26 protein-coding genes are annotated in these 22,270 nt (G+C 61.0%); 9 read left to right on the forward strand and 17 right to left on the reverse strand.

The genetic code is table 11. The features are described from left to right. Positions 1–13: 13 nt before the first annotated feature. Both B1781_RS06970 and B1781_RS06975 read right to left on the reverse strand, forming a co-directional pair. Positions 14–769: an ABC transporter permease gene (locus B1781_RS06970; protein ID WP_078118969.1), complete on the reverse strand. Its 756-nt coding sequence runs from the start codon at positions 767–769 to the stop codon at positions 14–16. Between the two features lie 6 nt (positions 770–775). Next, positions 776–1,792, reverse strand: coding sequence for an ABC transporter substrate-binding protein (locus B1781_RS06975; RefSeq protein WP_078118970.1), 1,017 nt, complete (start codon positions 1,790–1,792; stop codon positions 776–778). A gap of 129 nt (positions 1,793–1,921) precedes the next feature. Here B1781_RS06975 and B1781_RS06980 point away from each other — a divergent pair, with 129 nt between their 5' ends. Then, the gene (locus tag B1781_RS06980) at positions 1,922–2,845 is read left to right on the forward strand and encodes a quinoprotein relay system zinc metallohydrolase 2 (protein ID WP_164513292.1); all 924 of its coding nucleotides are present in this window, start codon (positions 1,922–1,924) and stop codon (positions 2,843–2,845) included. 90 nt (positions 2,846–2,935) lie between these two features. Next, positions 2,936–3,793, forward strand: coding sequence for a quinoprotein dehydrogenase-associated SoxYZ-like carrier (locus B1781_RS06985; RefSeq protein WP_078118972.1), 858 nt, complete (start codon positions 2,936–2,938; stop codon positions 3,791–3,793). Positions 3,794–3,866: 73 nt separating this feature from the next. On the opposite strand, the gene B1781_RS06990 is transcribed toward B1781_RS06985, so the two are convergent. The 5 genes from B1781_RS06990 to B1781_RS07010 are packed head-to-tail and all read right to left on the reverse strand — an operon-like array spanning position 3,867 to position 6,841. Beyond that, a complete protein-coding gene (locus B1781_RS06990; RefSeq protein ID WP_078118973.1) occupies positions 3,867–4,238 on the reverse strand; it encodes a hypothetical protein in 372 nt (123 codons plus the stop codon). A gap of 33 nt (positions 4,239–4,271) precedes the next feature. Continuing rightward, complete coding sequence (locus B1781_RS06995) at positions 4,272–4,952, reverse strand: hypothetical protein (protein WP_125931959.1); 681 nt, start codon at positions 4,950–4,952, stop codon at positions 4,272–4,274. Positions 4,953–4,995: 43 nt separating this feature from the next. Continuing rightward, complete coding sequence (locus B1781_RS07000) at positions 4,996–5,286, reverse strand: hypothetical protein (protein ID WP_125931960.1); 291 nt, start codon at positions 5,284–5,286, stop codon at positions 4,996–4,998. 41 nt (positions 5,287–5,327) lie between these two features. Continuing rightward, the gene (locus tag B1781_RS07005; protein WP_078118976.1) at positions 5,328–6,287 is read right to left on the reverse strand and encodes a beta-propeller fold lactonase family protein; all 960 of its coding nucleotides are present in this window, start codon (positions 6,285–6,287) and stop codon (positions 5,328–5,330) included. 23 nt (positions 6,288–6,310) lie between these two features. Next, positions 6,311–6,841 (reverse strand): SRPBCC family protein, encoded by a 531-nt coding sequence (locus B1781_RS07010; RefSeq protein ID WP_078118977.1) that lies wholly within the window; start codon positions 6,839–6,841, stop codon positions 6,311–6,313. Between the two features lie 331 nt (positions 6,842–7,172). On the opposite strand from B1781_RS07010, the gene B1781_RS07015 reads away from it, so the two are divergent. From B1781_RS07015 to B1781_RS07035, 5 genes are read left to right on the forward strand one after another with little or no spacing between them, the layout of a single operon-like run. Further along, positions 7,173–8,345 (forward strand): ABC transporter substrate-binding protein, encoded by a 1,173-nt coding sequence (locus B1781_RS07015; protein WP_078121954.1) that lies wholly within the window; start codon positions 7,173–7,175, stop codon positions 8,343–8,345. A gap of 48 nt (positions 8,346–8,393) precedes the next feature. After that, complete coding sequence (locus B1781_RS07020; protein ID WP_125931961.1) at positions 8,394–9,377, forward strand: PQQ-dependent catabolism-associated beta-propeller protein; 984 nt, start codon at positions 8,394–8,396, stop codon at positions 9,375–9,377. Then, entirely contained in the window at positions 9,374–10,129 is a 756-nt protein-coding gene (locus B1781_RS07025; protein WP_078118978.1) for an ABC transporter ATP-binding protein, read from the forward strand. The genes B1781_RS07020 and B1781_RS07025 overlap by 4 nt, the downstream gene beginning before the upstream one ends. Next, positions 10,126–10,923, forward strand: a complete 798-nt coding sequence (locus B1781_RS07030) for an ABC transporter permease (protein WP_078118979.1) — start codon at positions 10,126–10,128, stop codon at positions 10,921–10,923. The genes B1781_RS07025 and B1781_RS07030 overlap by 4 nt, the downstream gene beginning before the upstream one ends. A 27-nt stretch (positions 10,924–10,950) precedes the next feature. Continuing rightward, positions 10,951–11,580: a hypothetical protein gene (locus tag B1781_RS07035; protein WP_125931962.1), complete on the forward strand. Its 630-nt coding sequence runs from the start codon at positions 10,951–10,953 to the stop codon at positions 11,578–11,580. A 43-nt stretch (positions 11,581–11,623) separates the two neighbouring features. Here the strand turns inward: B1781_RS07035 and B1781_RS07040 are convergent, their stop codons facing one another. From B1781_RS07040 to xoxF5, 4 genes are all read right to left on the reverse strand, one after another. Next, the gene (locus B1781_RS07040; RefSeq protein ID WP_078118981.1) at positions 11,624–12,130 is read right to left on the reverse strand and encodes a PQQ-dependent catabolism-associated CXXCW motif protein; all 507 of its coding nucleotides are present in this window, start codon (positions 12,128–12,130) and stop codon (positions 11,624–11,626) included. 74 nt (positions 12,131–12,204) lie between these two features. Next, positions 12,205–13,086, reverse strand: coding sequence for a substrate-binding domain-containing protein (locus B1781_RS07045; RefSeq protein ID WP_078118982.1), 882 nt, complete (start codon positions 13,084–13,086; stop codon positions 12,205–12,207). Positions 13,087–13,098: 12 nt separating this feature from the next. Next, positions 13,099–13,560, reverse strand: coding sequence for a cytochrome c family protein (locus tag B1781_RS07050; protein WP_078118983.1), 462 nt, complete (start codon positions 13,558–13,560; stop codon positions 13,099–13,101). Positions 13,561–13,649: 89 nt separating this feature from the next. Next, positions 13,650–15,443, reverse strand: a complete 1,794-nt coding sequence (gene xoxF5 / locus B1781_RS07055; protein WP_125932252.1) for a lanthanide-dependent methanol dehydrogenase XoxF5 — start codon at positions 15,441–15,443, stop codon at positions 13,650–13,652. Between the two features lie 552 nt (positions 15,444–15,995). On the opposite strand from xoxF5, the gene pip reads away from it, so the two are divergent. Continuing rightward, the gene (gene pip, locus B1781_RS07060) at positions 15,996–16,940 is read left to right on the forward strand and encodes a prolyl aminopeptidase (protein WP_078118985.1); all 945 of its coding nucleotides are present in this window, start codon (positions 15,996–15,998) and stop codon (positions 16,938–16,940) included. Positions 16,941–16,973: 33 nt separating this feature from the next. On the opposite strand, the gene pqqE is transcribed toward pip, so the two are convergent. From pqqE to B1781_RS07090, 6 genes are all read right to left on the reverse strand, one after another. After that, entirely contained in the window at positions 16,974–18,113 is a 1,140-nt protein-coding gene (gene pqqE, locus B1781_RS07065; RefSeq protein WP_078118986.1) for a pyrroloquinoline quinone biosynthesis protein PqqE, read from the reverse strand. Further along, a complete protein-coding gene (gene pqqD / locus B1781_RS07070) occupies positions 18,082–18,366 on the reverse strand; it encodes a pyrroloquinoline quinone biosynthesis peptide chaperone PqqD (protein ID WP_078118987.1) in 285 nt (94 codons plus the stop codon). The genes pqqE and pqqD overlap by 32 nt, the downstream gene beginning before the upstream one ends. Continuing rightward, positions 18,363–19,118 (reverse strand): pyrroloquinoline-quinone synthase PqqC, encoded by a 756-nt coding sequence (gene pqqC, locus B1781_RS07075; RefSeq protein WP_334223902.1) that lies wholly within the window; start codon positions 19,116–19,118, stop codon positions 18,363–18,365. The genes pqqD and pqqC overlap by 4 nt, the downstream gene beginning before the upstream one ends. After that, complete coding sequence (pqqB, locus tag B1781_RS07080) at positions 19,115–20,029, reverse strand: pyrroloquinoline quinone biosynthesis protein PqqB (RefSeq protein ID WP_078118988.1); 915 nt, start codon at positions 20,027–20,029, stop codon at positions 19,115–19,117. The genes pqqC and pqqB overlap by 4 nt, the downstream gene beginning before the upstream one ends. Before the next feature lie 159 nt (positions 20,030–20,188). Further along, entirely contained in the window at positions 20,189–20,263 is a 75-nt protein-coding gene (gene pqqA / locus B1781_RS23585; RefSeq protein WP_078121957.1) for a pyrroloquinoline quinone precursor peptide PqqA, read from the reverse strand. A 229-nt stretch (positions 20,264–20,492) separates the two neighbouring features. Beyond that, positions 20,493–20,816 (reverse strand): c-type cytochrome, encoded by a 324-nt coding sequence (locus B1781_RS07090; protein WP_078118989.1) that lies wholly within the window; start codon positions 20,814–20,816, stop codon positions 20,493–20,495. A 400-nt stretch (positions 20,817–21,216) separates the two neighbouring features. Here B1781_RS07090 and B1781_RS07095 point away from each other — a divergent pair, with 400 nt between their 5' ends. Continuing rightward, complete coding sequence (locus B1781_RS07095) at positions 21,217–22,269, forward strand: efflux RND transporter periplasmic adaptor subunit (protein WP_078118990.1); 1,053 nt, start codon at positions 21,217–21,219, stop codon at positions 22,267–22,269. The last annotated feature ends 1 nt before the right edge of the window (position 22,270 follow it).

Genomic DNA, 22,270 nt, shown 5'->3' on the forward strand with positions numbered 1-22,270 from the left:
CGTTGTCGCACTGTTATGCCGTGCGCCATTGGTTGGTGGTCTTCTCGAGCGGCTGAAGCAAACCGTATTCGATCACCAACATAATCAGGATGAACGCCATACTGTAGGCCATGATCGCCGTTACATCGAACAGGTGAAAATACAGGTGCAGCTGAAATCCGACGCCGTTGCTGCGCCCCAGCAGTTCGACCACCAGGACAATCTTCCATATCAGTGCCAGGCCGTTGCGCGCGGCAACGGTGAAATAGGGCAGCAGTTGCGGCAGAACGATGCGCCACAGGGTTTTCCATCGACCCAGTTGGAAGCTGCGCGCCATCTCCAGATAGTCGCGCTCCAGTACGCGGGCGCCTTCACGCAACGTGACCACCACGTTGGGAATCTTGTTGGCCGCGATCGCGAGTATGGCCGTTGTCTCGACCAGGCCGAACCAGATATAGCCGAGTACGATGATGACCAGGGCAGGGATGTTGAGAAACAGCACAAGCCACGGATCGAGCAACAGATCGGCAGTGCGGAAGCGTCCCATGACGATGCCGATGACGCTACCGACCAGCATCGCGATCAAGAACGCGAGCGCCACCCGGGTAAGTGTGGCGCCGAGGTGCATCAACATATCGCCCGAGACCGTTTCGTGCCACACGACGGCGACGACGTCGATCGGCGAGGGCAGTAGCGGGTCGGCGGCGATCATCGCAGCGGCCTGCCAGGCGGCGATCAGCGTAGCGGCCGAACCCAGACGTAGCGCAAGGGCGGAAGTCGACGTCGTCATCGCCCGTCAGTCGTCTGCTACGGCCCAGAAGGTGCCGGGGCTGAGGGTCGTGGCCTGTCCTGTCAGCTCATGGCCGCCGATCTTGGACAGGGTCTGCCAGAGACGCGCCGCAGCCTGTACCTGGGCCGGCGTCATCGGCTGTGGGATGCCTTCACGATAGCCATCACGTAGCGCAACGAACTCGGCATCGTTGGCGGCGCCCATCACCGGTCTGAGTCGCTCCCAGGCCTCATCTGAGGTCTGCAGCAGGTTGCGTGCGCGCGCTATGGCCGCTTCGAACGATTCCACCAGGCGCCTGTTTTGTTCGGCCCACCCGGCGTCGAAGACGTAGCCGATCAACGGCGGCTTACCGTCTATGCCAAGCTGCTGTGCGGCCTCTCCCGCATCGAGCAGCACGCGCATGCCCTGCGCGCGCAGGCGTGCGACATACGGCCAGAAATTGATCACGGCGTCGATGCGGCCGCGCTCGAGTTGGTTGTTCAGCAGCGGTGGGGCTCCGAACACCGGGACAACGGTATCCGCCAGGTCATCCAGGCCCTGTTGCATCGCCAGGGCGCGCAGCAGCAACCAGTTCTTGTCGAGTGGGCCACCGGCGATACCGAGTCGCTTACCCTGCAGTTTCGATAGCGAATCGATGTCGGAATCTGCCGGTACGACCAGCGAGCCGGCCGCAGTCGAGTAGGGCAGGAAACTGAAATTCTTGCCGGCTGCACGTTGCCGGGATACCCAGAGCCAATCGGTCAGCGCCATGTCGACCTCCTTGCCCTGCAGCGCCACCATGGTTGCCTGTTTACCGGCCAGCGGCAGCACCTCCAGGCGGAAGCCCTGTTCGACGTCGAAGCCATTGTGTCGCAGCGTATCGAGTTCCCAGTTGGCTGTGCCGAATTTGAGCACTGCGATGCGAATGCCGGGCTCGGCGGCAAGGCTGTCACCGACGGCGGCGATGAACAGCAGCACGAACAGCCAGGGCAGCGTTCGGCTGCGGGCTGCGTCGATCGTCTTGACCACTGCGGTGGTCTGCATGGGCGTCTCCCCGGTGTCGGTGGTGGCGATTTGGCGCTTTTATTGCGTCGTAATCGAGGTGTTACGGCACATCGATTGTTCCCACTGTTAAAGCAAGTCGTGGGCCAGTAGAGCCACCGGGGAGGCGTGTTGCGCTATTTTTACCTGCCGGCAATCCTGTTCGGATTGTTTGCGACGCCTGTGTTTGCCGAGACTGGCATGCACTTTTCAGAGATCGCCCCGGGGCTCTATCTGCGGCCCGGCGTTCAGGCGGTGTCCGATGCAGACAACGAGGGCCGCATCGCCAACTTGGGATTCGTGGTCGGCGAACAGCGAGTGGCGGTGATCGACGCAGGCGGCAGCTACGCCGAGGGACTTGCCGTGCTGCAGGCAATCCGCGCAATCACGGACAAGCCGATCCAGTGGTTGATCGTCACCCATATGCACCCCGATCACAGCCTGGGTGCGGCGGCGTTCGCCGATCAGGGGATCGAGATCATCGGTCATGCCAATCTTGCTGATGCCTTGAACCGTCGCCGTGACGCCTATGTGAACCCGGTGAAAGACTACCTTGGGCCTCAGGCGGAAGGCACGAGGATCGTGCTGCCGAATACCGATGTGTCGGTCGGCCAGCCACGCCGCCTCGATCTGGGCGGCCGGGTGTTGACGTTGCAGGCGCACCCCACAGCGCACACCAACAACGACCTGACCGTTTACGACGAGCAGACCGGCGCACTGTGGCTTGCCGACCTGCTGTTCGTCGATCATATCCCGGTGGTCGACGGCAGCGTACTGGGTTGGCAGCAGGTGATGCAATCGCTGGCCGAACAGACGCCGACGATGATCGTGCCGGGGCATGGCGCGGTGCAGGCGCATTGGCAACCGGCGCTCGACAGCCAGCAGCGCTATCTACAGGCGGTGGCAGATGGTGCGCGCCGCATCATCCGTCGCGGCGGCGATATCAGCGAAGCGGTCGATGTGGTCGCCCAGGACGAGCGCCGGCACTGGCTGTTGTTCGATGATTTTCACGGGCGGAACGTCACCGCCATTTTCACCGAGCTGGAGTGGGAATAGGGCAAAGTGGGCTGAGCACGGCAATTTGGCACCGAACTTGGATTGCTACTGGGTTGGTTGGCCGAGCAACCGCAATCGTGGAGAGCGCGCATGGTGCCTGTTACAGAAGTGGGACGGAAGTCGATCAGGAAGCCTCGGCGTCGGCACACCTCGGCGTGGTGGTTGTTGCTGGTGGTGATTGCCGCCGCAGTTGCAGCCCAGGCCCAAGCGGCGCAGCAGTCCAGCGCACGTTGGACGGAGATCCAATCCGCGATACTCGGTGACACACCCGTTGCCGACGGTGACAGATTGATCGCGCTGGATACGCCGAGCCGCGCGCAGGATGCAGCAGTGGTCCCGGTCGAGATCGCCACCAAGTTCGATCAAACACCGCAACGTCATATCCGCAAGCTATTCCTGATTATCGACAACAACCCGTCACCGGTCGCCGCCATCTTCGAGTTTCCGGGTGACCGCAACTGGAAGACGATCTCGACCCGCATCCGTGTGAATGCTTATACCGATGTGCGTGTCGTAGCCGAGTTGAACGACGGCAAGACCTACATGGTGTCGAACTTCGTCAAGGCTTCGGGCGGTTGTTCGGCGCCTGCGCTGAAGGACCCGGCGGCCGCGATGGCGCAACTGGGTCGCATGAAGCTGATCGTGCCCGACGACAATGTCGACGACCTGCTGCTGGCAAAGCTGATGGTCCGTCACCCCAACAGCTCGGGGCTGCAGTTCGACCAGATCACGCGCAACTACATCCCGGCCGACTATATCCGCAGCATCGAAGTCACGTACAAGGACGAGCCGCTGTTCAAGGTGGCGACCGATATTTCGATCAGTGAGAATCCGATGATTGCGTTCGGTTTCGCTGCCGATTCGTCGGACGGCAGCATCGACGTGCAGGTCAAGGATTCGGAAGGGCGCGAGTTCGAGCAATCATTCCCGGTCGTTCCAACCAACTGACGGTAGTGGGTGGACATCGCCGGCCCGGCCCGGTGATGCACCCGTCGCATGTGCCACAACGGGTGCAGGGTGTTCAGAAACAGCGCAGCGTGGACTCCGCCTGCACCTCGCGCAGATTGGTCACGGCGGCCTTCGCCCAGTTCGATCCTTTATATACCGCGACCCGGCCCTGTCCCTGCATCTGCTGCAGTCCCAACAGGGTCTCGACGCGCTCGTATTCTTCGTAGGGTATCGACTCGGCAATGAAGTCCATGCTGCAGGAACACTTGCGCAGCAGGTCGGGCGACTTGCCGTTCGACAGCATACAACCCAGGACGTAGTCGGCAATAACCTCGGTCGGGTAACCGTTTGCGGCTGCTGATTTGGCGCACTCTTCGGCGAATGCACTCTGACAGCAGGTGGCGGCTAGCAGCGTGGCGGATGCCAGCAAGACCGGCAGTTTCATGTTATGTCTCCTGGTGTGAACCGTTGGCTTGTGTCATTGGGTCGCGTCCGAAGGGTGATAGCTGAGTTCCTCTTCCAGCGAATTGCCGTCGGGTTTGGCGACTCGTGTACGAATTCGAACGAGATCGCCCGGCACCTGCTCTGAATAGACAAACAGGTATTCCTTTTGCGTATACCCGTCGACCTCTGCCAGTACCGGGTCGTCGACAAAGGGTACGACGGTAATCTGCGTCGCGTTGATTCGGCGACCGCCGACGTCGACCGGCGCGTCTTCGATCTGCGGTTCGCGGAAGGCACGGCGGATACGACTGCGGAAGTAGGCGCTGGATTGTCCGGTCAGGCGCGACATGTCGCGGATATCGCGTTCGAGGAACTGGATGGCGATCGGGTTGCCGCGGTAGCCGTGCGCGTCAGGGAAATCGATCTGATCGTCGCCGCTGAGGAAATCGAAAGACAGATCGCGACGTGCATCGTCGCGCACCTTGGTGACCGTCATCGATACCTTATCGGCCTTGTCCGGCTGTCCCGTTTCGTGGCGCGCGAAGTCGTAGGTCAAGACCTGGCCTTGCTGTGTCTCGCGCAGATGGTCGCCCATGAAAACCAGTACCTGCGCCCGGTTGGCTTCAAGCGGCGGCTCGTCGGCGGCCGAGGTGAAACCGGGAGCCAGCAGCAAGGCAGCGGCGGCGGCGAACAATCCGACAGTTATGCGTGACACAAGTCTTCTCCAGCGGCTGGATGGTGGGTTCGGTACATCGCAATCACCCGAAAAACCGTTTCAACCAGGCAAAGAAGCCACCATCGTTTCTGGCCTCTTGGGTGGTTGCCGGCTGCTGTGGTTTGCGGGCGGGGGTGACCGCGGGTGCCGGCTTGGGTGCCGGTGCCGGCCGGGGAGCGGCGGCGCGCACCGAACCCTGAGTCATCGCCAGGCGACGTTGCTCGTAGTGTCGGCGCAACACCGAGTCGCTGGGCGGCTGGTCTGCCGCGAAGCGCTTGGCGGATTCGTAGTGGCGTCGCAGCGTCGAGTCTTGGGGATAGGTCGCTGTGTACATGGCGGCTCCTCGGTCGTTGTTGTAGGTAAAGGCGAAGCGGCTCAACCGCCACCGGCCACGAAGATGCCGAATGCCCTGGGGCCTTCGCCGGTCGCGATACGTCGAATCAAACTCAGGTCGCGGCTGTCGAGTACCAGCAACTCGTTACTGAACCAGCTGGCCACGTACACCTCGTCGCCGGATGGCGCCACGACAATCCCTTCGGGAAATTCACCCGTCTCCACTTCGGCGGTCACTGTCAGCGACTGCGCATCGATGATCGAGACACTGTTGGCGTGCTGATTTGAAACATAGACCTGCTTGCCCTGGGGGGCTATGGCGACACCGTACGGTGTGCTGCCGACAGGCACGGTCGCCAACGTTTGCAGCGTGTCGGTGGCAATCACGCTGACGTCGTTGCTGGCGACGTTGGCGACATACAGGCGCTCACCGCTCGGGTCGACCCCCAGTCCGAACGGTCGTTGCCCGGTGAGCGCGCGCCCGATGACCGCATTTTTGTGCGTGTCGATCACGCTGATCCGGTCATCGTCGCGATCGGCGACGAACACCCGTTTACCGTCGGGGCTGACTGCGACGCCGGAAGGTGCCTTGCCGACAGGGATACGCGCCAGAATATCCAGCGAGTCGGCGTCGAGCACGAACAGGCAATCGTCGAACCAGTCCGCGGCGTATACCCGGGTGCCGTCTGGGCTGAGTGCGATGCCCAGCAGACCCTTGCCGACGTCGCGTTGCGCATCGATGCGCTGCGTACGCTGGTCGATGCGGTAGATCTTGTGCGTCTTGGGGTCGCTGATAAACGCGCGCCGGCCGTCACGTGACGCCGCAACACCGGCCGGCGCTGCACCGACGGCGATGGTTTGCGTGGCCTCACGTCCGGCCAGATCGATCACCGAGACCGATTGACCATCCTGGTTGGTGACGTAGGCAAACGGCTCAGCGCACGCCATGCCGTGTAAACAGATGATCAACGCCGAGCCGATCAGCGACGATCGCAGAGCCATAGGGGCGGCGGATCGTGGTGCGTTCACGAGCCCCCTTCGGCGAGCTTCTTGACGTTGTCGAGTCCTGATTCGTAGACGCCGGTCACGGCATCGACGGCGGCCTGGTCACTCAACTCGGGCGGCGGATCGTTGTTGGGATAGCCGCGGTAGAACGCACCTTTCCAGGTCACGGTGCTGCCGCCGGGCGCTTCTTTGACGCTGACCCACGACGAATAGTTGGTGACCGGCAACACGGCCACGTCGACGTCTTCGATGCGATAGAACAGGCTGTGCTTTTCGCCGTCGTACTTTTCAAGCTTTTCGTGGATCTTGCCGCCGTTGCCCAGGGTCAGGGTACGGGTTGCGCCGGGCGCGTTGCCACCTTCACCTTCGATGCCGGCGACCGCAGGATGCCAGCTCATATCCTGAAAATTGCCGATCAGTGCCCACACGGCGTCGGGCGGGGCAGCGATATCGCGCGTGATGACCACCTTCTTGCGGGTCGGCCCGTGGGCGTAGGCTAAGCTACTGAGTACGATGAAAAAGGCTGTGGTGACAATCAGCAGTCGTTTCACGGAAGGCGTCTCCCTCTCTGGCGGCCAATGGCGGTAGAGGGGCGCAGCAAACTCTGTGCCGTTGCCCCCGATGGCCGGCCGACCGGAGGTGCGCCCGTTCTACTTGGTAAGCGGGATACGTGCGATGACGCCGGTGTGGCGTGCGATGCGTAACGCCGGTGACACGCTATGTCGCACCCGGGCCGCGATCGCGTTTCACGATCTGAAACCGTCGCGGTGGCGACGCAGTCGCGCCCGCATGCCGTGGTCTCGCCCGCGATCGGCAGTTGTGTGGTATGCGGCTTGCTACAGTTGGAAAGCATCCACGTTGAAAGGTCACCTGCGAATCGATATGCGGAAACCACTGTGCCTGGCGCTTGCGCTGATTTTCATGCCAATGATCTGTCATGCGCTGACATTCGACATCGGATTGATCAGCCGGGTACCCGTGGAAGATATCCCGCTGACCTCGCTCGAGCCGCGTATCGACGACAACGGCATCGCGGGGGCCGAACAGGGTATACGCGACAACAACACGACCGGACGATTTACCGGCCAGGAGTTCGTGCTGAGCTCGCACGTACTGGCGCAAGGTGAGACAGCGGCCGACGCATTTCGCGACATGCACGCCAAGGGGATCCGCCTGTTCCTACTCGACCTGACGGCTGAAGATCTGCTGGCCCTGGCGGATCTGTCCGAGGCGGCCGACAGCCTGCTGTTCAACATCAGCGCACAAGACAACGAACTGCGCGTGCAGGCGTGTCGCGCCAATCTGCTGCACACGGCACCGAGCAGGGCGATGCTGGCCGATGCCTTGGGCCAGTACCTGTCATGGAAGCGCTGGACCGAGTGGTTCCTGGTTGTGGGCAAGACGCCGCAGGACCGTGCCTTTGCCGCCTCGCTCGAACGTGCGGCCAAGCGCTTCGGCGGCGCCATCGGCGAACGCAAGGACTGGACCTTCGAGTCAGGTGCCGGTCGGACCGATTCGGGGCATTTCAACGAGCAACAGGCGGTCAACGCCTTCACCCAGGTGGATGACTACGACATCCTGCTGGTCGCTGATGAGGCCGATGATTTCGGTGAATTCCTTGCTTATCGCACCTTCCTGCCACGCCCGGTCGGCGGCACCCAGGGATTGCACGCGACCACCTGGAGCGGTGTGTTCGAGCAATGGGGGGCGACCCAGTTTCAGCGGCGTTTCCATGAAAAGACCGGCCGTTGGATGACGCCGCTCGACTATGCCGCATGGCTCGCGGTACGCAGCGTCGGTGAGGCCGCGACCCGGGTCAACAAGACGGAGGTGGCAGCGTTGCAGCAGCACATGTTGAGCGCCGATTTCAAGCTCGCGGCGTTCAAGGGTGTGCCGGTGACCTATCGCGACTGGAACGGCCAGATGCGGCAGCCGATATTGATCGTATCGCGGCGGATCCTGGTTTCGGTTTCGCCCCAGGAAGGATTTCTACACCAGTTTTCACCGCTCGATACGTTGGGATACGACCGCCCGGAAGTGACGTGCAAGCGCTGAACAAATAACAACTACACGAAGTTTGAGTCGACGAGGAGAATTCGAGAAATGATGCAACGAACGATAAAGGGTTCGGCGTATGCCTGTGCCATATTGATGATGGCGGGCATCGCGAGTCAGGCACAGGCCTACACGGTTTACGTATCCAGCGAGAAAGACAACACGATCTCGATTGTCGATGGCGAGAGCCTGAAGCTGCTGGAACAGGTGAAGGTCGGCGAACGACCGCGCGGCATTGCGCTGAGCAAGGACAAAAAGGTGTTGTTCGTCTGCACCAGTGACGAGGATCACATCGAAGTGCTCGATCTTGCCACGCGCAAAGTGACCCATACGCTGCCGTCGGGTCCCGACCCCGAGCTGCTGGCATTGGGGCCGGAGGGTCGCTATCTGTACGTCGCCAATGAAGACGACAACATGGTGACCGTGGTCGATGTCGAAAACCGTAGCAAGGTGGTCGAGGTGCAGGTGGGTGTCGAACCGGAAGGCATGGGTGTCAGCGCCGACGGCAAATGGTTGGTCAATACCTCCGAGACCACCAACATGGCACATTTCATTGACCTTTCGACCAACGAGGTCGTCGCCAACGTACTGGTCGATCAGCGGCCGCGCGTCGCGCAGTTCACGCCGAACAGTCGCCAGGTGTGGGTATCTTCAGAGATCGGCGGTACGGTCAGCGTGATCGATGTCGAGAGCAAGAGCATCACGAAAAAGATCGGCTTCGAGATACCGGGGATTCGTGCCGAGTCGATTCAGCCGGTCGGCATCGTGATTTCAGACGACGGCAAGCGCGCGTTCGTCGCGCTTGGACCAGCCGCGCGGGTGGCGGTGATCGATACCGAAACGTTGGAAGTCGAGAAGTACCTGCTGGTCGGGCAACGGGTGTGGAACCTGGCGTTCTCTCCGGATGGGTCGCGTCTGTTCACGACCAATGGCGTGAGCAACGATATGTCGGTGGTCGATCTCGAAAAACTGCGTGTGCGCAAGACCGTGCCGGTGGGTCGGTTGCCGTGGGGTGTGGTGGTCGCACCTTGAACGAACCGTCTGCCGAGGTCGGCCCGGCGCTCGACATCCAGGGCGTTGCGTTCGCTTACGGGCAGCGCAAGGTGCTGCAGGATGTCTCGTTCCAGGTGCCGCCGGGCCGCTTCTGCGTCCTGCTGGGCGTCAACGGTGCGGGCAAGACCACGCTGTTCTCGTTGCTGACCCGTCTGTTTTTGTACCGCCAGGGCCGCATCGAGATCCTGGGTCACGATCTGCGAACCGATGGGCGCGCGGCACTGGCGCAGTTGGGCGTTGTCTTTCAGCAGCCGACGCTCGACCTCGATCTGAGCCTGATGCAGAACCTGCGATACTTTGCGGTGCTGCAGGGCATGGCGCCGGCGCTCGCCGAACAGCGCATCGCAGCCGCGTTGAACGATATCGGCCTGGCCGACCGGGCGGGCGACAAGGTGCGTCAATTGAGCGGCGGTCAGCGCCGCCGTTTGGAGCTGGCGCGTGCTCTGGTCCATCAACCGCGTTTGTTGCTGGCCGACGAGCCGACGGTGGGGCTGGATATTCACAGTCGTCACGCGATTCTGCAGCAGGTACGTCAAGAATGTCGTGAGCGCGGCGTCGGTGTGCTGTGGGCGACGCACCTGGTCGACGAAGTCGATAGCGACGATCTGGTCGTCGTGTTGCATCAGGGCGAGGTGTTGAAACAGGCCACCGCGGAAGTCCTGCTGCGTGATACCGGCGCGGCGACTGTTGAGCAGGCCTTCAACACACTGACACGGGATCGCGCCGCGTGACCGTCGTTCAATATACGCGCTGCCTGCTGGGGATTTTCAAGCGCGAGGCGCTGCGTTTTATCCACCAGCGCGAGCGCTTCTTCGGCGCCCTGGTGCGGCCCCTGGTGTGGCTGTTCATCTTCGCCGCGGGCTTTCGCTCGATTCTCGGCGTCTCGATCATTCCACCGTACGAGACCTACATCCTCTACGAGGAATACATCACGCCCGGGCTCGCGGCGATGGTGTTGCTGTTCAGTGGTATGCAGGGCTCGTTGTCGATGGTCTATGACCGCGAGATGGGCAGCATGCGGCTGTTGATGGTCAGCCCGTTTCCACGCTGGTACCTGCTGGTGTGCAAGCTCACGGCAACCACGTTGGTCGCGATGCTGCAGGTCTACCTGTTTCTGGCGATCGCCTGGCTATGGGACGTACAACCGCCGCCCATCGGTTACCTGGCGGTCTTTCCGGCGCTGTTGTTGTCGGGTTTGATGCTGGGCGCGCTCGGTTTGTTCCTGTCGTCGATGATTCGCCAGCTCGAGAACTTCGCCGGGGTGATGAACTTCGTGATCTTCCCGATGTTTTTTGCATCCTCCGCGCTTTACCCCTTGTGGCGCATTCGCGACGCGAGCGTGCCCTTGTACCAGATCTGTCTGTACAACCCTTTCACGTCGGCTGTCGAACTGATTCGCTTCGCGCTTTATGGTCAAGTCAACTGGGAGGCCCTGGCATGGGTCGTTGGTGCACTCATCGTCTTCCTGGGGGCATCGATCTATGGCTACGATCCCGCACGCGAACTCATCAAGCGCAAACGCTGACAGACAACCCATCGAGAAAACACGCCGATGACGAAACTCAGAAGATATCGTTCGACGACACTCACCACCGGATTGCTGTTGCTGCTGACCAGTCATGTCGTCAGCGCGTCGGAGGAACGCGACTGGCCGTGTGAGCAGGTGTATGTGCCGGAGGTGTCGGCGGCCGTGGTATGGGATGGTCCCAACATCGACGGCATGCTTGACCAATGGCGCCAACAACCTGATGTCGAGGCCCTGGTCAGACAATTGACAGCCCGGCGAGCGGCGGCGGCCGATGCCGAACCGGCCATCGAGGCCTTCGCCAAGCAGCAGCCGCCAACCGAGCGCAATGGCAAGCTGACCCTGTTGTTTGCCGGTGTCTGGCAGTCACTCAATGCAGACCGGCGCAAACTGAACAACGGAATTCTCCGCTATGCACGTGATCAGCAGCAGCGGGCCGAGAAGCTCGACGCGCACTTGGTGGAGATGGTCAGGCTGGAGAACGATCCGTCGGTGCAAGCCGGCGAAAAGCTGAGTGCCTTGCGCAAGCAAGTCGACATCGAACAACGGGTGTTCGACGATCGAGAGCGCACGATACCTTTCTTGTGTACGCGGCCTCGCGTGCTCGAGCAGAAGCTCGGCGAACTCGCCCGCAGTATTGCCTACCAGCTGGAGTGACCTGATTCTGTTGGCTGGTCAGCACGCGCTGACTGCGCAGCCGTTATTTCATCGGGACAGGTGAGGCCGCGGCGAACGGTAGGTCGGCCGCTTGCCAGCCGTCGTTGCCCTCCGGAAACCACATCACGTTCTTGTAGCCGTAGGATGCAGCGCGTTGTGTTGCGTTCCATGACATCCAGCAATCTGCCTGGCAGTAAAAGATGATCGCCTGGCGGTCGTCTCCCCGGGTCAGCGTTGCCAATTGACTGCGAAAGTAGTCTTCGAGTTCATCCGAGAGACGTCCGAAGCCAACGTTCGGTAACCATACCGACCCGGGTATGTGCTGACGCGGCGGCGGCAGCCACAGGGCGGTGGGGCTGAGGTTCTTCGGCTTCGGCGGGCTGGGCATGACGTCGACCAGCAATGGCCGCCCGGTCTCCTGAGCCAGCAATTGCCTGACGGTGTCGGTGTGGATGGTCTCGCCGCCGGGAACCGTGTCGGGCACAGGTGCCCTGAAATCAGCAATGCGGTAGCCGTCGGTGGAAAAAAAAGATGTCTGCCCGTCGGCCATGGGAGCGACCGCGAAGAGCAGACATAAGGAGGAACACAGTGTGACGTCGCGATACCGGTGGAATCGCCCGCACGTCATGGGGTGCCGGATAGCTGAACATTCGGATCGGCTATCACGTGATTGTCCTGACCCAGCAACGGAACCTGGTATTCGAACAGAATGTGTTCGATCTCCGGCTTCAGCTGCTCGATCAGACTGTTGACCTGATGCTTCCATTGGCGCTCGCGGTGGCGCAGCCCCATCGAGACATTGAACGCCAGTTCGACGCCATCGACCTTGGCGGGGAGCGGGGTCACCTTCAATGGTGGTGAATGGCGTGCCGCGGCATAGGCGGCAATGGGCCCCCAAATCACGGCGACATCGATATCGCCGGAGGCCACGTCGTTGACCGCTTCACGCGCCGGTGAAAAATGTCGCGTATCGACGGTGAGTTGGTAGGGCTTGGTCTGGTCCATCAGGTCGTAACGCGTCAGCAGGGTCGCCGGCGGCGTACCGGCTACGATGCCGAGCTTTTTGTCGCGCAAGGCGGGATCGTCGAGGCCGGTAACCAGAGGTTCGTCGGCCCTTTGTACCAGGCAATACACGGAACGGTAATAGGGGTTGCTGTTCTGCACCATCTCGTTGACCGACGTCACGCCCATGACCAGATCGCAGAGGCGGGTGCGCAGCGTGTTGCGTACGAAACCGATACTCTGCGGCCACCAGCGATAGTGCAGGGGGCGGTCGAGTTTCGTCGCGATCAACTGCGCGATACGGTTTTCGAAACCTTCCATCTTGTCGTTCGAAAACGGCAGGTTGTTGGCGTCACCGCAAACCGCAAGGTATTCGGTATTGCGCCCCTCGCGGTCGGCCGGCGATGCACACACGCCCAGCCCTAAGAGTAAGAGACCCAGCCCCCATCCCAGCAGGAAGAAGGGGCCGGGCCGCGAGGTACTCTGTAATGCCTCAGCTTTCACCGGCGGTGGTCACTATTTGACCTTGGGGAACTTCGCCGGGCGGGTGGCACCGGGTATCGCACCGTCCGCGCGAGCCTTCAGATAGGCATAGATATCGTCGAGGTAGGGCAGTACGTTCATGTTGTCGGCAAAACTCGGCATGACCAGCGTGCCGTCCTGCTTGCCGCGTACCACGACGTCGACGAACTTGGCGAAGTCCATGACGTCCATCGACTTGATCAATGCCGGCGCATAAGAACTGCCGAGGCCGGCCGGCCCGTGACACACGTGGCATTCGGAATGATACCGGCGGAAACCGTTATAGGTACCGAAGTCGACCTTGCCGTCCTGAAAGAAATAAGGCGTATCGGCGTTGAAGGTGAATTCGCGATAGTCGCCGTCGGAATCTGATACGGCCAGCGAGCTGCCGGCGAACAGACTGCCACCGATGATGGCGGCAGCGGCGACATGTTTGATGCTGCTTTCAAGTCCCATGTTGTCCCTCGAATCCTGAATCTGGGTATGCGTTCTTTTGTGAATACCGCCGCCCTCGAGGGGCGGCGGTTGCGCTTTGCAGACAGGTCTTAGTCAGGCAGTTCGAACACGGTCAACTGGCCACCGAGCTGGGTGTACTCGCTCAGTGACGCGTAGGCACCGACTGCACCGAGACCGGCGGTCGGATCTTCGAGGCCAGCAGCCATGCCGATGCCGGCCCAGCCACCGAGTCCCGACAACACGGCGATGTACTGCTTGCCGTTGTGCATGTAGGTGTTGACGTTGCCGATGATGCCCGACGGGGTCTTGAACTTGTACAGTTCCTTGCCGGTGTTGGCATCGACTGCCTTGAGGTAGCCCTCGAGCGTGCCGTAGAACACGACATCGCCAGCGGTCGACAGCGCGCCGCTCCATACCGAGAACTGCTCAGGGTTGGACCACAGGATCTTGCCCTTGTCGGCGTCCCAGGCAATGAAGTTACCCAGATGGTCGCCGCCCGGTGCGGGGTACATGCTCAGCGTTGCGCCAACGTAAGGCTGGCCGGCCGTGTATGAGACCTGGAACGGCTCATAGTCCATGCAGACGTGGTTGGTCGGTACATAGAACACACCGGTTTTCGGCGAGTAGCTTGCCGGCTGCTGGTCTTTTGTACCGAGTGCCGCCGGGCAGATGCCGGTGCTGTTGACGTCTTCGCCGTTCTGGTGGGTCGAATACTTCGCGACGACCTGCGGACGGCCGGTCTCCATATCGACATGGGTAGCCCAGTTGACGGCAGGGTCGTACTTCTCGGCAACCAGCAGCTCACCGTTCTCGCGGTCCATGGTGTAGGCAAAGCCGTTACGATCGAAGTGCACGAGCGCCTTGCGCATCTTGCCGCCGATCTCTTTGTCGACCAGGATCATCTCGTTGATGCCGTCGTAGTCCCACTCATCGTGCGGCGTCATCTGGTAGACCCACTTGGCCATACCGGTGTCGGCATCACGTGCCCAGATGGTCATCGACCAGCGGTTGTCGCCCGGACGTTGTACCGGGTTCCAGGTACTCGGGTTACCGCTGCCGTAGTACACGAGGTTCAGATCCGGATCGTAAGAGTACCAACCCCAGGTTGTACCGCCGCCGATCTTCCACTGGTCGCCTTCCCAGGTTGCTGTGCCGGAGTCTTTGCCGACCGGCTTGCCGAGATGGGTGGTCTTCTGCGGATCCATCAGGGTGTCGGAGTCCGGACCCATGGAGTAACCGCGCCAGGCCTGCTTGCCGTCTTTGATGTTGTAGGCGGTCAGGTGGCCGCGTACACCGAACTCACCACCGGAGATACCGACGTACACCTTGTCTTTGACAACCATCGGAGCGCTGGTACCGGTTTCACCCTTCTTGGGATCGCCGTTGGAGACCGACCAGACTTTCTCGCCGCTCTTGGCATCGAGTGCGACCAGCGTGGCATCGGCCTGGTACAGGAAGATCTTGCCATCACCGTAAGCGACACCACGGTTTACGGTGTCACAACACATCACAGGGATGACGCTGGTGTCCTGGCGTGGTTCGTATTTCCAGAGGATCTTGCCTTCGTTTTTGAGGTCGAGGGCAAAGACGGTGTTGGGGAAGGGCGCATGGATGTACATGACATCGCCGATCACCAGCGGACCACCTTCATGGCCGCGCAGAACGCCGGTGGAGAAGGTCCAGGCCACTTTGAGGTCTTTGACGTTGTCGGCGTTGATCTGATTGAGTTTGCTGTATCGCGTGCTGGCGTAGTCGCCGTTCTGCATTACCCAGTCGTTGGGGTTCTCCTGCATCTTCAGCAACTCGGCATTCGCAAAAGCGGTGCCGGAGGAGCCGAACGCGATGGCAGCCATGGCTGCCGCCGCTGTAGTTTTAAGTCGCATCATGTTGGTCGTGCCTCTCTGGTGAATACTTTTTCTGTGGGAAATCGTATTGATGCGTACCGGCGTCACCGACACCTGTACCCGACACTTGACCGTGAAACCGATGTGCTGCTGATTTCACGCTCGGTACCGTTTTCCCCCTCCCGTAGCCCGTGCGTTTTTAATTTGCGTCGAATAAACCACCGCGTCCCGGACGGCGTATTCGGGCCACCGACAATGCAAAGGCAGCAACCGTGCCAGTTCATCGGTCGGGCGGTGGACGTCGTATTGAAAGCGGCGACCGTGTGTTCGCTCGCCGTTTGCGAATTGCGGGGCAAGCGGATAAGCCCTTAATAAAAAAAGAAAATGGAGCGATAAATCGTGTCCTCATCGACGCGTGCTGCGGTGTCGCCGTTGTTTTGACGCATTGCGCAAATCGTGCACCGACGAGCCTGTCATATAGCGGCCGCGCCAAGGCCTATGCACCTGTCACCAGGTTGTGTCACGGGGGTGACACCGGTGAATTTCGGGGATTTTTCTTTGTACTTTCCGGCAGTCGCGTTAGGGTGAGTCATGCACGAGTTGTATCCCGCTATTGACCCGTATCTCGCTGAACACATCGACGTGGGCGAGGGTCATCAGGTGTACGTCGAGCAGTGTGGCAACCCGGCTGGAGAACCGGTTGTTTTCCTGCACGGCGGCCCGGGTTCAGGCTGTAATCCGGTTCATCGCCGTTTCTTCGATCCGTCTCATTACCGCATCATCTTGCTGGATCAGCGCGGCTGCGGTCGCTCGCGGCCATTGGGAAGCACCGAGCACAACGACATTGAATCGCTGGCCGGTGATCTCGAGACGATTCGCACGCGGCTGGCGATCGCGCGGTGGCAGGTTTTCGCGGGATCATGGGGCGCAACCCTGGCCGTGTTTTATGCCCGGCGTTATCCCGAGGCGGTTGCATCGATGGTACTGCGCGGCGTCTTTCTTGCCAGGAGCGAAGACCTGGCGTGGTTCTTCGGCGACAGCGGCGCTGCGCGTTTCTTTCCCGATGCCTATGAGCAGTTCGTTGCCGATATCTCAGCGCCAACCGTTGCCGGCGTCATCGACGCCTATCACCGGCACATTCACGGTGCCGACACCGGAGTCGCATTGCATTGGGCTGTGCGTTGGGTGACGTGGGCCGATCGCCTGGTGACCTGGACGTGGGGCGAAACGGATAGCGCCGAGCCGCAGGATGAACAGCGCCTGCTGGCGAAGACACGGATCGAAACGCACTATGCGCTCAATCGCTATTTTGTCGACGCATCGCCGCTACTGGACGACATCGATTCATTGGCGGAGATGCGTATTGTGATCGTCCACGGCCGGCGCGACCTGGTGTGCCCCGTGGAAGGGGCATGGGCACTGCACCGTCGTTTGCCGGCGTCGCGCCTGAACATTGTGCCCAATGCCGGCCATTTGCAGATCGAGCCGGCGATGATCGATGCGCTGGTTCAGGAAACCGACCGCCTGCGAGCGTGACGCCTCTCGGCATCGCGCCTGTTGGCGATGCGATCAGAGCTCGCCCGAGATGATCCGTTTTGAGTTGCGCATATTGCGGAACACGATTGGCGCGACGTTGCCCTCACGGTGTTCGGCATGGATGCCCGACACACGTTGCTGCAGTTCGGCGTGATGCGGCGATTTGCTGCATACCGGATCGGCGTTGGTCGCATCGCCGGTCATCAGGTAGGCCTGGCAGCGACAGCCGCCGTAATCCTTGGCGCGCTCCGGGCAGGTGCGGCACGGTTCCTTCATCCAGTCTTCGCCGCGAAACTTGTTGAAGTCCGGCGAATCGCGCCAGATCCATTCGATCGAGTGTTCGCGCACGTTGGGAAACTCCAGGCCCGGCAGGATACCGGCGGCATGGCAGGGCAGGGCAGTGCCATCCGGAGCCACCGCGAGGAAGATGCCGCCCCAGCCGCGCATACACGGCTTGGGTCGATCTTCGTAATAGTCCGGTACGACGTACAGGATGCGCATCTTGCCGTCGAGTTTCTTCTGGTATTCATGTGCAACGGCTTCGGCCCGCTGGACCTGGTCGAGTGTGGGCAACAACTGATCGCGGTTCTTCAACGCCCAACCGTAGTACTGCGTGGTCGCCAGTTCGACATAGTCGGCTTCGAGCGAGTGTGCGAAGTTGATGATCTCTTCGATCTGGTCGGTGTTCTGCCGGTGCAGCACGAAACACAGCACCATCGGGTAGTCGTATTTCTTGACCAGACGCGCCATCGCCAGCTTGTGCTGGAACGAATCGTTGCGCGCGATGTGGTTGTTGATCTCTTCGTTGCTCGCCTGGAAGCTGATCTGTATGTGGTCGAGTCCGGCCTGCTTGAAGGCGCGGATACGCGCCTCGTCCATGCCGACACCCGACGTGATCAGGTTGGTATAAAAACCCAGTTGATGGGCCTCGGCGATCAGTTCCTCGAGGTCGTCGCGCACCAACGGTTCGCCGCCGGAGAAACCGAGCTGCACCGCGCCCATCTTGCGCGCCTCACGAAACACGCGTTTCCAGTCGTCCGTGCTCAGTTCAGAGTCGAACTTGGCGATGTCCACCGGATTCGAGCAATACGGGCATTGCAATGGACACTTGTAGGTCAGCTCGGCGAGCAGCCAGTAGGGGTTAGGCAGATTTGCGGATCCACTGGTGCTCATGAGCAGTGCCTAGAAAGTTGAAGACATCGTTGCGCAGACCATCGGCCTCGGGAAACTGTTTTTCCAGATCGTCGATCAGGCTGGCAACCGTGTGTTCGCCGTTGCAACGGCTGAGGATCTCGCCGGCGGCAGGATTGAGTTTGATCATGCCCTCCGGGTAGAGAATGACGTAGGCGTTCTGTGCATCCTCCCATTGCAGGCGGAAGGTCGGCGCCATGACCGGTACATCGCCGGGTGCAAACTCGGTGCTCATGCTGTGCCCTCGACGTTATGGTACGGCGGGCGCTTTTCGATGTAGGCCATCCACATGCAATCGAGCATGGTCCACAGGATGTCGAGTTTGAACTGCAGCACCTGCAGCATGCGTTCCTGTTGCTCGCGTGTGCGGTAGTAGTCGAGCGTGATCGACAGACCGTGCTCGACATCGCGGCGCGCCTCTTTCAGCCGCTTGCGGAAATACTGGTAGCCGCGCTCGTCGATCCACGGATAGTGCTTCGGCCAGTTGTCCAGCCGCGATTGATGGATGGTCGGCGCAAACAGCTCGGTCAGCGATGAGCTTGCCGCGACCTCCCATGGCTGTTGGCGCGCGAAGTTGAGGTAAGCGTCGATGGCGAACTTAACGCCCGGCAATAGAAAACGGTGTGACCACAGGTCTTCGCGCTTGAGGCCGACGGCCTCGCCAAGCAGTAGCCACGCCTCGATACCACCTTCATCGCCTTCGGTGCCGTCGTGATCGATGATGCGTTGCGCCCATTGCCGGCGCACGTCGCGGTCGGGGCAGTTGGTCATAATCGCGGCGTCTTTTTGTGGGATGGTCGTCTGGTAGTAGAAGCGATTGGCTACCCAGCCGCGGATGGCTTCCTCGTCGAGTTGCCCCGAGTTCATGCGCTGATGAAACTCGTGGTTGATATGGTAGTAACGCTCCTTGGCGCGAATCCGTTTTTCGAATTCCTCGCGTGTCCAGGGCGCGTCGTCGCCCGAGTTCAGCGGTGCGGTCGCATTCACAATGTTATCTCCATGCCATCCTCGGCCACTTCGATGCCGGCATCGTGCAGCAACTGCCGCTGCGCCGACTGTTCGTTCAGTATCGGATTGGTGTTGTTGATGTGGATGAGGACCTTGCGCGGCCGATCCAAACGACGCAGACGCTCGACGATGCCGCCGTCGCCGGATTGGTCCAGATGGCCCATGTCGATGCCGCGCTTGTTGCTGAAGCCGCCGCGGATCATCTCATCGTCGGTCCACAAGGTGCCGTCGACCAGTACGCAGTCGGCATCGCGCATATAGTGTTCGATGTGTTCGTCGATCTCGCCCAGGCCCGGTGCATAGAACAGGTTCTTGCCGGTCGACAGATCGCGCACCCGCACGCCGATGTTGTCGCCCGGCACGGTGTTGTGGCGGTGCGGCGAGTAGGGCGGTGCCTCGCTCTTCAGCGGTACGGCGGTGAACTCGATACCGGCAGCCTGCGGCATCGTGAACGGCGTTTCGTCGGTTGCAACCGGGTGCCAGTTCACACCGCGAAAATGCTCGAGGATGTTGAAGATCGGAAAGCCGGTGGTCAGATCTTCTTTGACGGCCGCGGTGCAATAAACATCCCAAGGCTTGGTGTGTTCGCGTAGCAGCAGCAGGCCGGTGGTGTGATCAATCTGCGCGTCGACCAACAGGATCGCGGCGATAGCGGTGTCGCGGTGAGCGCGTGCCGGCTGCAGGGCCGGAAATGATTCGATCTGGGCGCGGATATCGGGCGAGGCATTGAACAAAACCCAATCTTCGTTATTCGCGCTGATGGCAATCGAAGATTGGTTGCGTGGCTTGGCTGCGATGCTTCCTTCGCGTACGCCTCGGCAATTGTCGCAGTTGCAGTTCCATTGCGGGAAACCGCCGCCGGCGGCCGAGCCTAGTATGCGAATCCGCATGATGTGCCTGCGTTAGTCCGGCGCTGTGTGACCGATCCGCTGTTCGATTCAGCGCAATGATTCTGGAAAGTCGGGATGAATCGGCCGCTTGCTGCAACGGCTCTTGTTGTTGGCCCGTCCGGCTCCGGATAGTGACCCGGGCCGGACGGGCGCAGAATATTAACGGTTATTGATATACAGATTGATCTCGAAGCCAAGACGCAGATCTTCGAAGGTTGGGGTGCTCCACTTCATTTTCGATATCCTCGGTTGTTGATGAATGCTACCGGATACTGCATCGGCACTTTAGTTTAGACGATGTCAAAACGTCTGGGTTCCCGGTGTATTTAGCAAGCACGTCTGATGCCAACCCCTGCGGTGCCCTTGGGAGCGACATCGCCGCCGATTGCCGGCCTGTCGTTTGTCCCCGTCCGGTAGCGAAGTTGAACACTTTTGTGCCGCCCAAGTGACAATCGTCTCGCTGTCAACGCTGCAGGGAGCCCAGCCAGTCGGCGATGATGCGCATCTCGTCGTCGTTGACGTTCTGCATGATGCCCGTCATGGCCGCCGTCATGGCGTTTTTGCGGGCTTCCGACTTGATGTCCTGCAGCTGCTGATACAGGTAGTCGGCGTTCTGCCCGGCAAGCTTGGGGTACACCGGCAACACCGGCGCTCTGCCTTCTGCCCCGTGGCACGAGATACAGGTTTTTTCCTGGTAGAGTGTGGCGCCGTCTTTATCGGCCGCTGCGGTACCGCCGGCATGTACCGCAACGACTATCGCGATGGCGTAGGTGCTTCTCAAGCGCATAGGTCGAATTCTCCGTCTCTTTTCTTTATGTGACTTGCTGGTTGAGTTACGTGCGATATAGAACAGCTGGCAGCAGAAAACATGCCATCGCCATTCGCACAAATTTCGCCGGGAATATGGCGTGGCGCTGCGCAAGCGTATCGGCATGGCTGTTTGTGCCGACTGTGAGCCGGGCGACGCACAGTGCAACGCGGCGTGTCGCGCTTTGCGACGCTTGGTCTGGAAATGCCGGCGGCACGAGGTCGCCATTTATTGACCGATCAACTTGCGGCTACCGTCTCGCCGGCGTATGAACGAAAGAGTAGGTGGTGGTTTCCGATGCAAGGCGCGCGCAACGGCCGCCGCGTGTTGGGGGGCGTCGTCGGCAGACGCCGGATGGCAGTAAGCAAAGGACAACAGTGTGAAGAAACCGATCTTGGGGTTGCTGCTGGTCGCAGCATTGGGCGCTGCGGCCTGGTGGTATTTCGCCGAAAACCCGGTGGATGCGTCGAGCGACCTGGTGTTGTACGGCAACGTCGATATCCGCGAAACCGATCTGGCCTTCAACAACAACGAACACATTCACCAGGTGCTGGTGCAGGAAGGCGACCGGGTGCGTAAAGGGCAGTTGCTGGCGACCTTGCACCGGTCACGCCGTCAGGCCGAGGTGAATGCTGCCGCAGCCCGGGTCAAGGCGCGCGAGGCGGCGCTGGCGAGGCTGCTTGCCGGCAGTCGCCCGGAAGAGATCCGCCAGGCTACGGCCAATGTCGCCGCGGCCGATGCGCGCCTTGCCGACGCGCGCGCGACCTACGAACGTACGCGTGATCTTTCACGCCGGCAGGCCGCTTCGGCGCAGGCGCTCGACGATGCCCAAGCAGCGCTGAACACTGCGCGGGCCAACCTGAAAGTTGCGGAGGCGGCGCTGGCGCTGGCCGAAGAAGGGCCGCGCGCCGAAGACATCGAAGAGGCGAGGGCAATGCTGATGGCCGACAAGGCGCAACTCGAACTTGCCGAAGTGGTGCTCGCCGATACCGAGTTGCATGCCCCGGCCGACGGTGTGATCCGCAACCGGATTTTGCAGCCGGGCGACATGGTGTCGCCGCAGACGCCGGTGCTGACGCTGGCGTTGACCGATCCGGTCTGGGTGCGCGCCTATGCGCCCGAAACGGTGCTCGGCAAGCTGGTGCTCGGCACCTCGGCGGTGATCACCACCGATAGTTTCCCCGACAAGCAATACACCGGCTGGGTGGGCTATGTCTCGCCGACTGCCGAGTTCACGCCGAAGAACGTCGAGACCACCGAGTTGCGCACCCGCTTGGTGTACCAGGTGCGGGTGTTCGTGTGTAACCCGCAGGGCGAGCTGCGCCTCGGTATGCCGGCGACCGTGACGATCGCCATTGCGCAGGAGCAGACGCAGACACCGGCGCAAGACGGGCAGGCGCCGCCGGACTGCGCCCGTTCGCAGGTTGAGTGAT

The organism is Thiosocius teredinicola (assembly GCF_002009425.1).
GTDB lineage: Bacteria > Pseudomonadota > Gammaproteobacteria > Chromatiales > Chromatiaceae > Thiosocius > Thiosocius teredinicola.

Bases quoted from the DNA above. Each gene is read 5' to 3' on its own strand.
- B1781_RS06970 (WP_078118969.1), bottom strand. From the start codon at position 769: ATGACGACGTCGACTTCCGCCCTTGCGCTACGTCTGGGTTCGGCCGCT.
- B1781_RS06975 (WP_078118970.1), bottom strand. From the start codon at position 1,792: ATGCAGACCACCGCAGTGGTCAAGACGATCGACGCAGCCCGCAGCCGA.
- B1781_RS06985 (WP_078118972.1), top strand. From the start codon at position 2,936: ATGGTGCCTGTTACAGAAGTGGGACGGAAGTCGATCAGGAAGCCTCGG.
- B1781_RS06990 (WP_078118973.1), bottom strand. From the start codon at position 4,238: ATGAAACTGCCGGTCTTGCTGGCATCCGCCACGCTGCTAGCCGCCACC.
- B1781_RS07000 (WP_125931960.1), bottom strand. From the start codon at position 5,286: ATGTACACAGCGACCTATCCCCAAGACTCGACGCTGCGACGCCACTAC.
- B1781_RS07005 (WP_078118976.1), bottom strand. From the start codon at position 6,287: ATGGCTCTGCGATCGTCGCTGATCGGCTCGGCGTTGATCATCTGTTTA.
- B1781_RS07015 (WP_078121954.1), top strand. From the start codon at position 7,173: ATGCGGAAACCACTGTGCCTGGCGCTTGCGCTGATTTTCATGCCAATG.
- B1781_RS07020 (WP_125931961.1), top strand. From the start codon at position 8,394: ATGATGCAACGAACGATAAAGGGTTCGGCGTATGCCTGTGCCATATTG.
- B1781_RS07035 (WP_125931962.1), top strand. From the start codon at position 10,951: ATGACGAAACTCAGAAGATATCGTTCGACGACACTCACCACCGGATTG.
- B1781_RS07040 (WP_078118981.1), bottom strand. From the start codon at position 12,130: ATGGCCGACGGGCAGACATCTTTTTTTTCCACCGACGGCTACCGCATT.
- B1781_RS07050 (WP_078118983.1), bottom strand. From the start codon at position 13,560: ATGGGACTTGAAAGCAGCATCAAACATGTCGCCGCTGCCGCCATCATC.
- xoxF5 (WP_125932252.1), bottom strand. From the start codon at position 15,443: ATGCGACTTAAAACTACAGCGGCGGCAGCCATGGCTGCCATCGCGTTC.
- pip (WP_078118985.1), top strand. From the start codon at position 15,996: ATGCACGAGTTGTATCCCGCTATTGACCCGTATCTCGCTGAACACATC.
- pqqE (WP_078118986.1), bottom strand. From the start codon at position 18,113: ATGAGCACCAGTGGATCCGCAAATCTGCCTAACCCCTACTGGCTGCTC.
- pqqD (WP_078118987.1), bottom strand. From the start codon at position 18,366: ATGAGCACCGAGTTTGCACCCGGCGATGTACCGGTCATGGCGCCGACC.
- pqqB (WP_078118988.1), bottom strand. From the start codon at position 20,029: ATGCGGATTCGCATACTAGGCTCGGCCGCCGGCGGCGGTTTCCCGCAA.
- B1781_RS07090 (WP_078118989.1), bottom strand. From the start codon at position 20,816: ATGCGCTTGAGAAGCACCTACGCCATCGCGATAGTCGTTGCGGTACAT.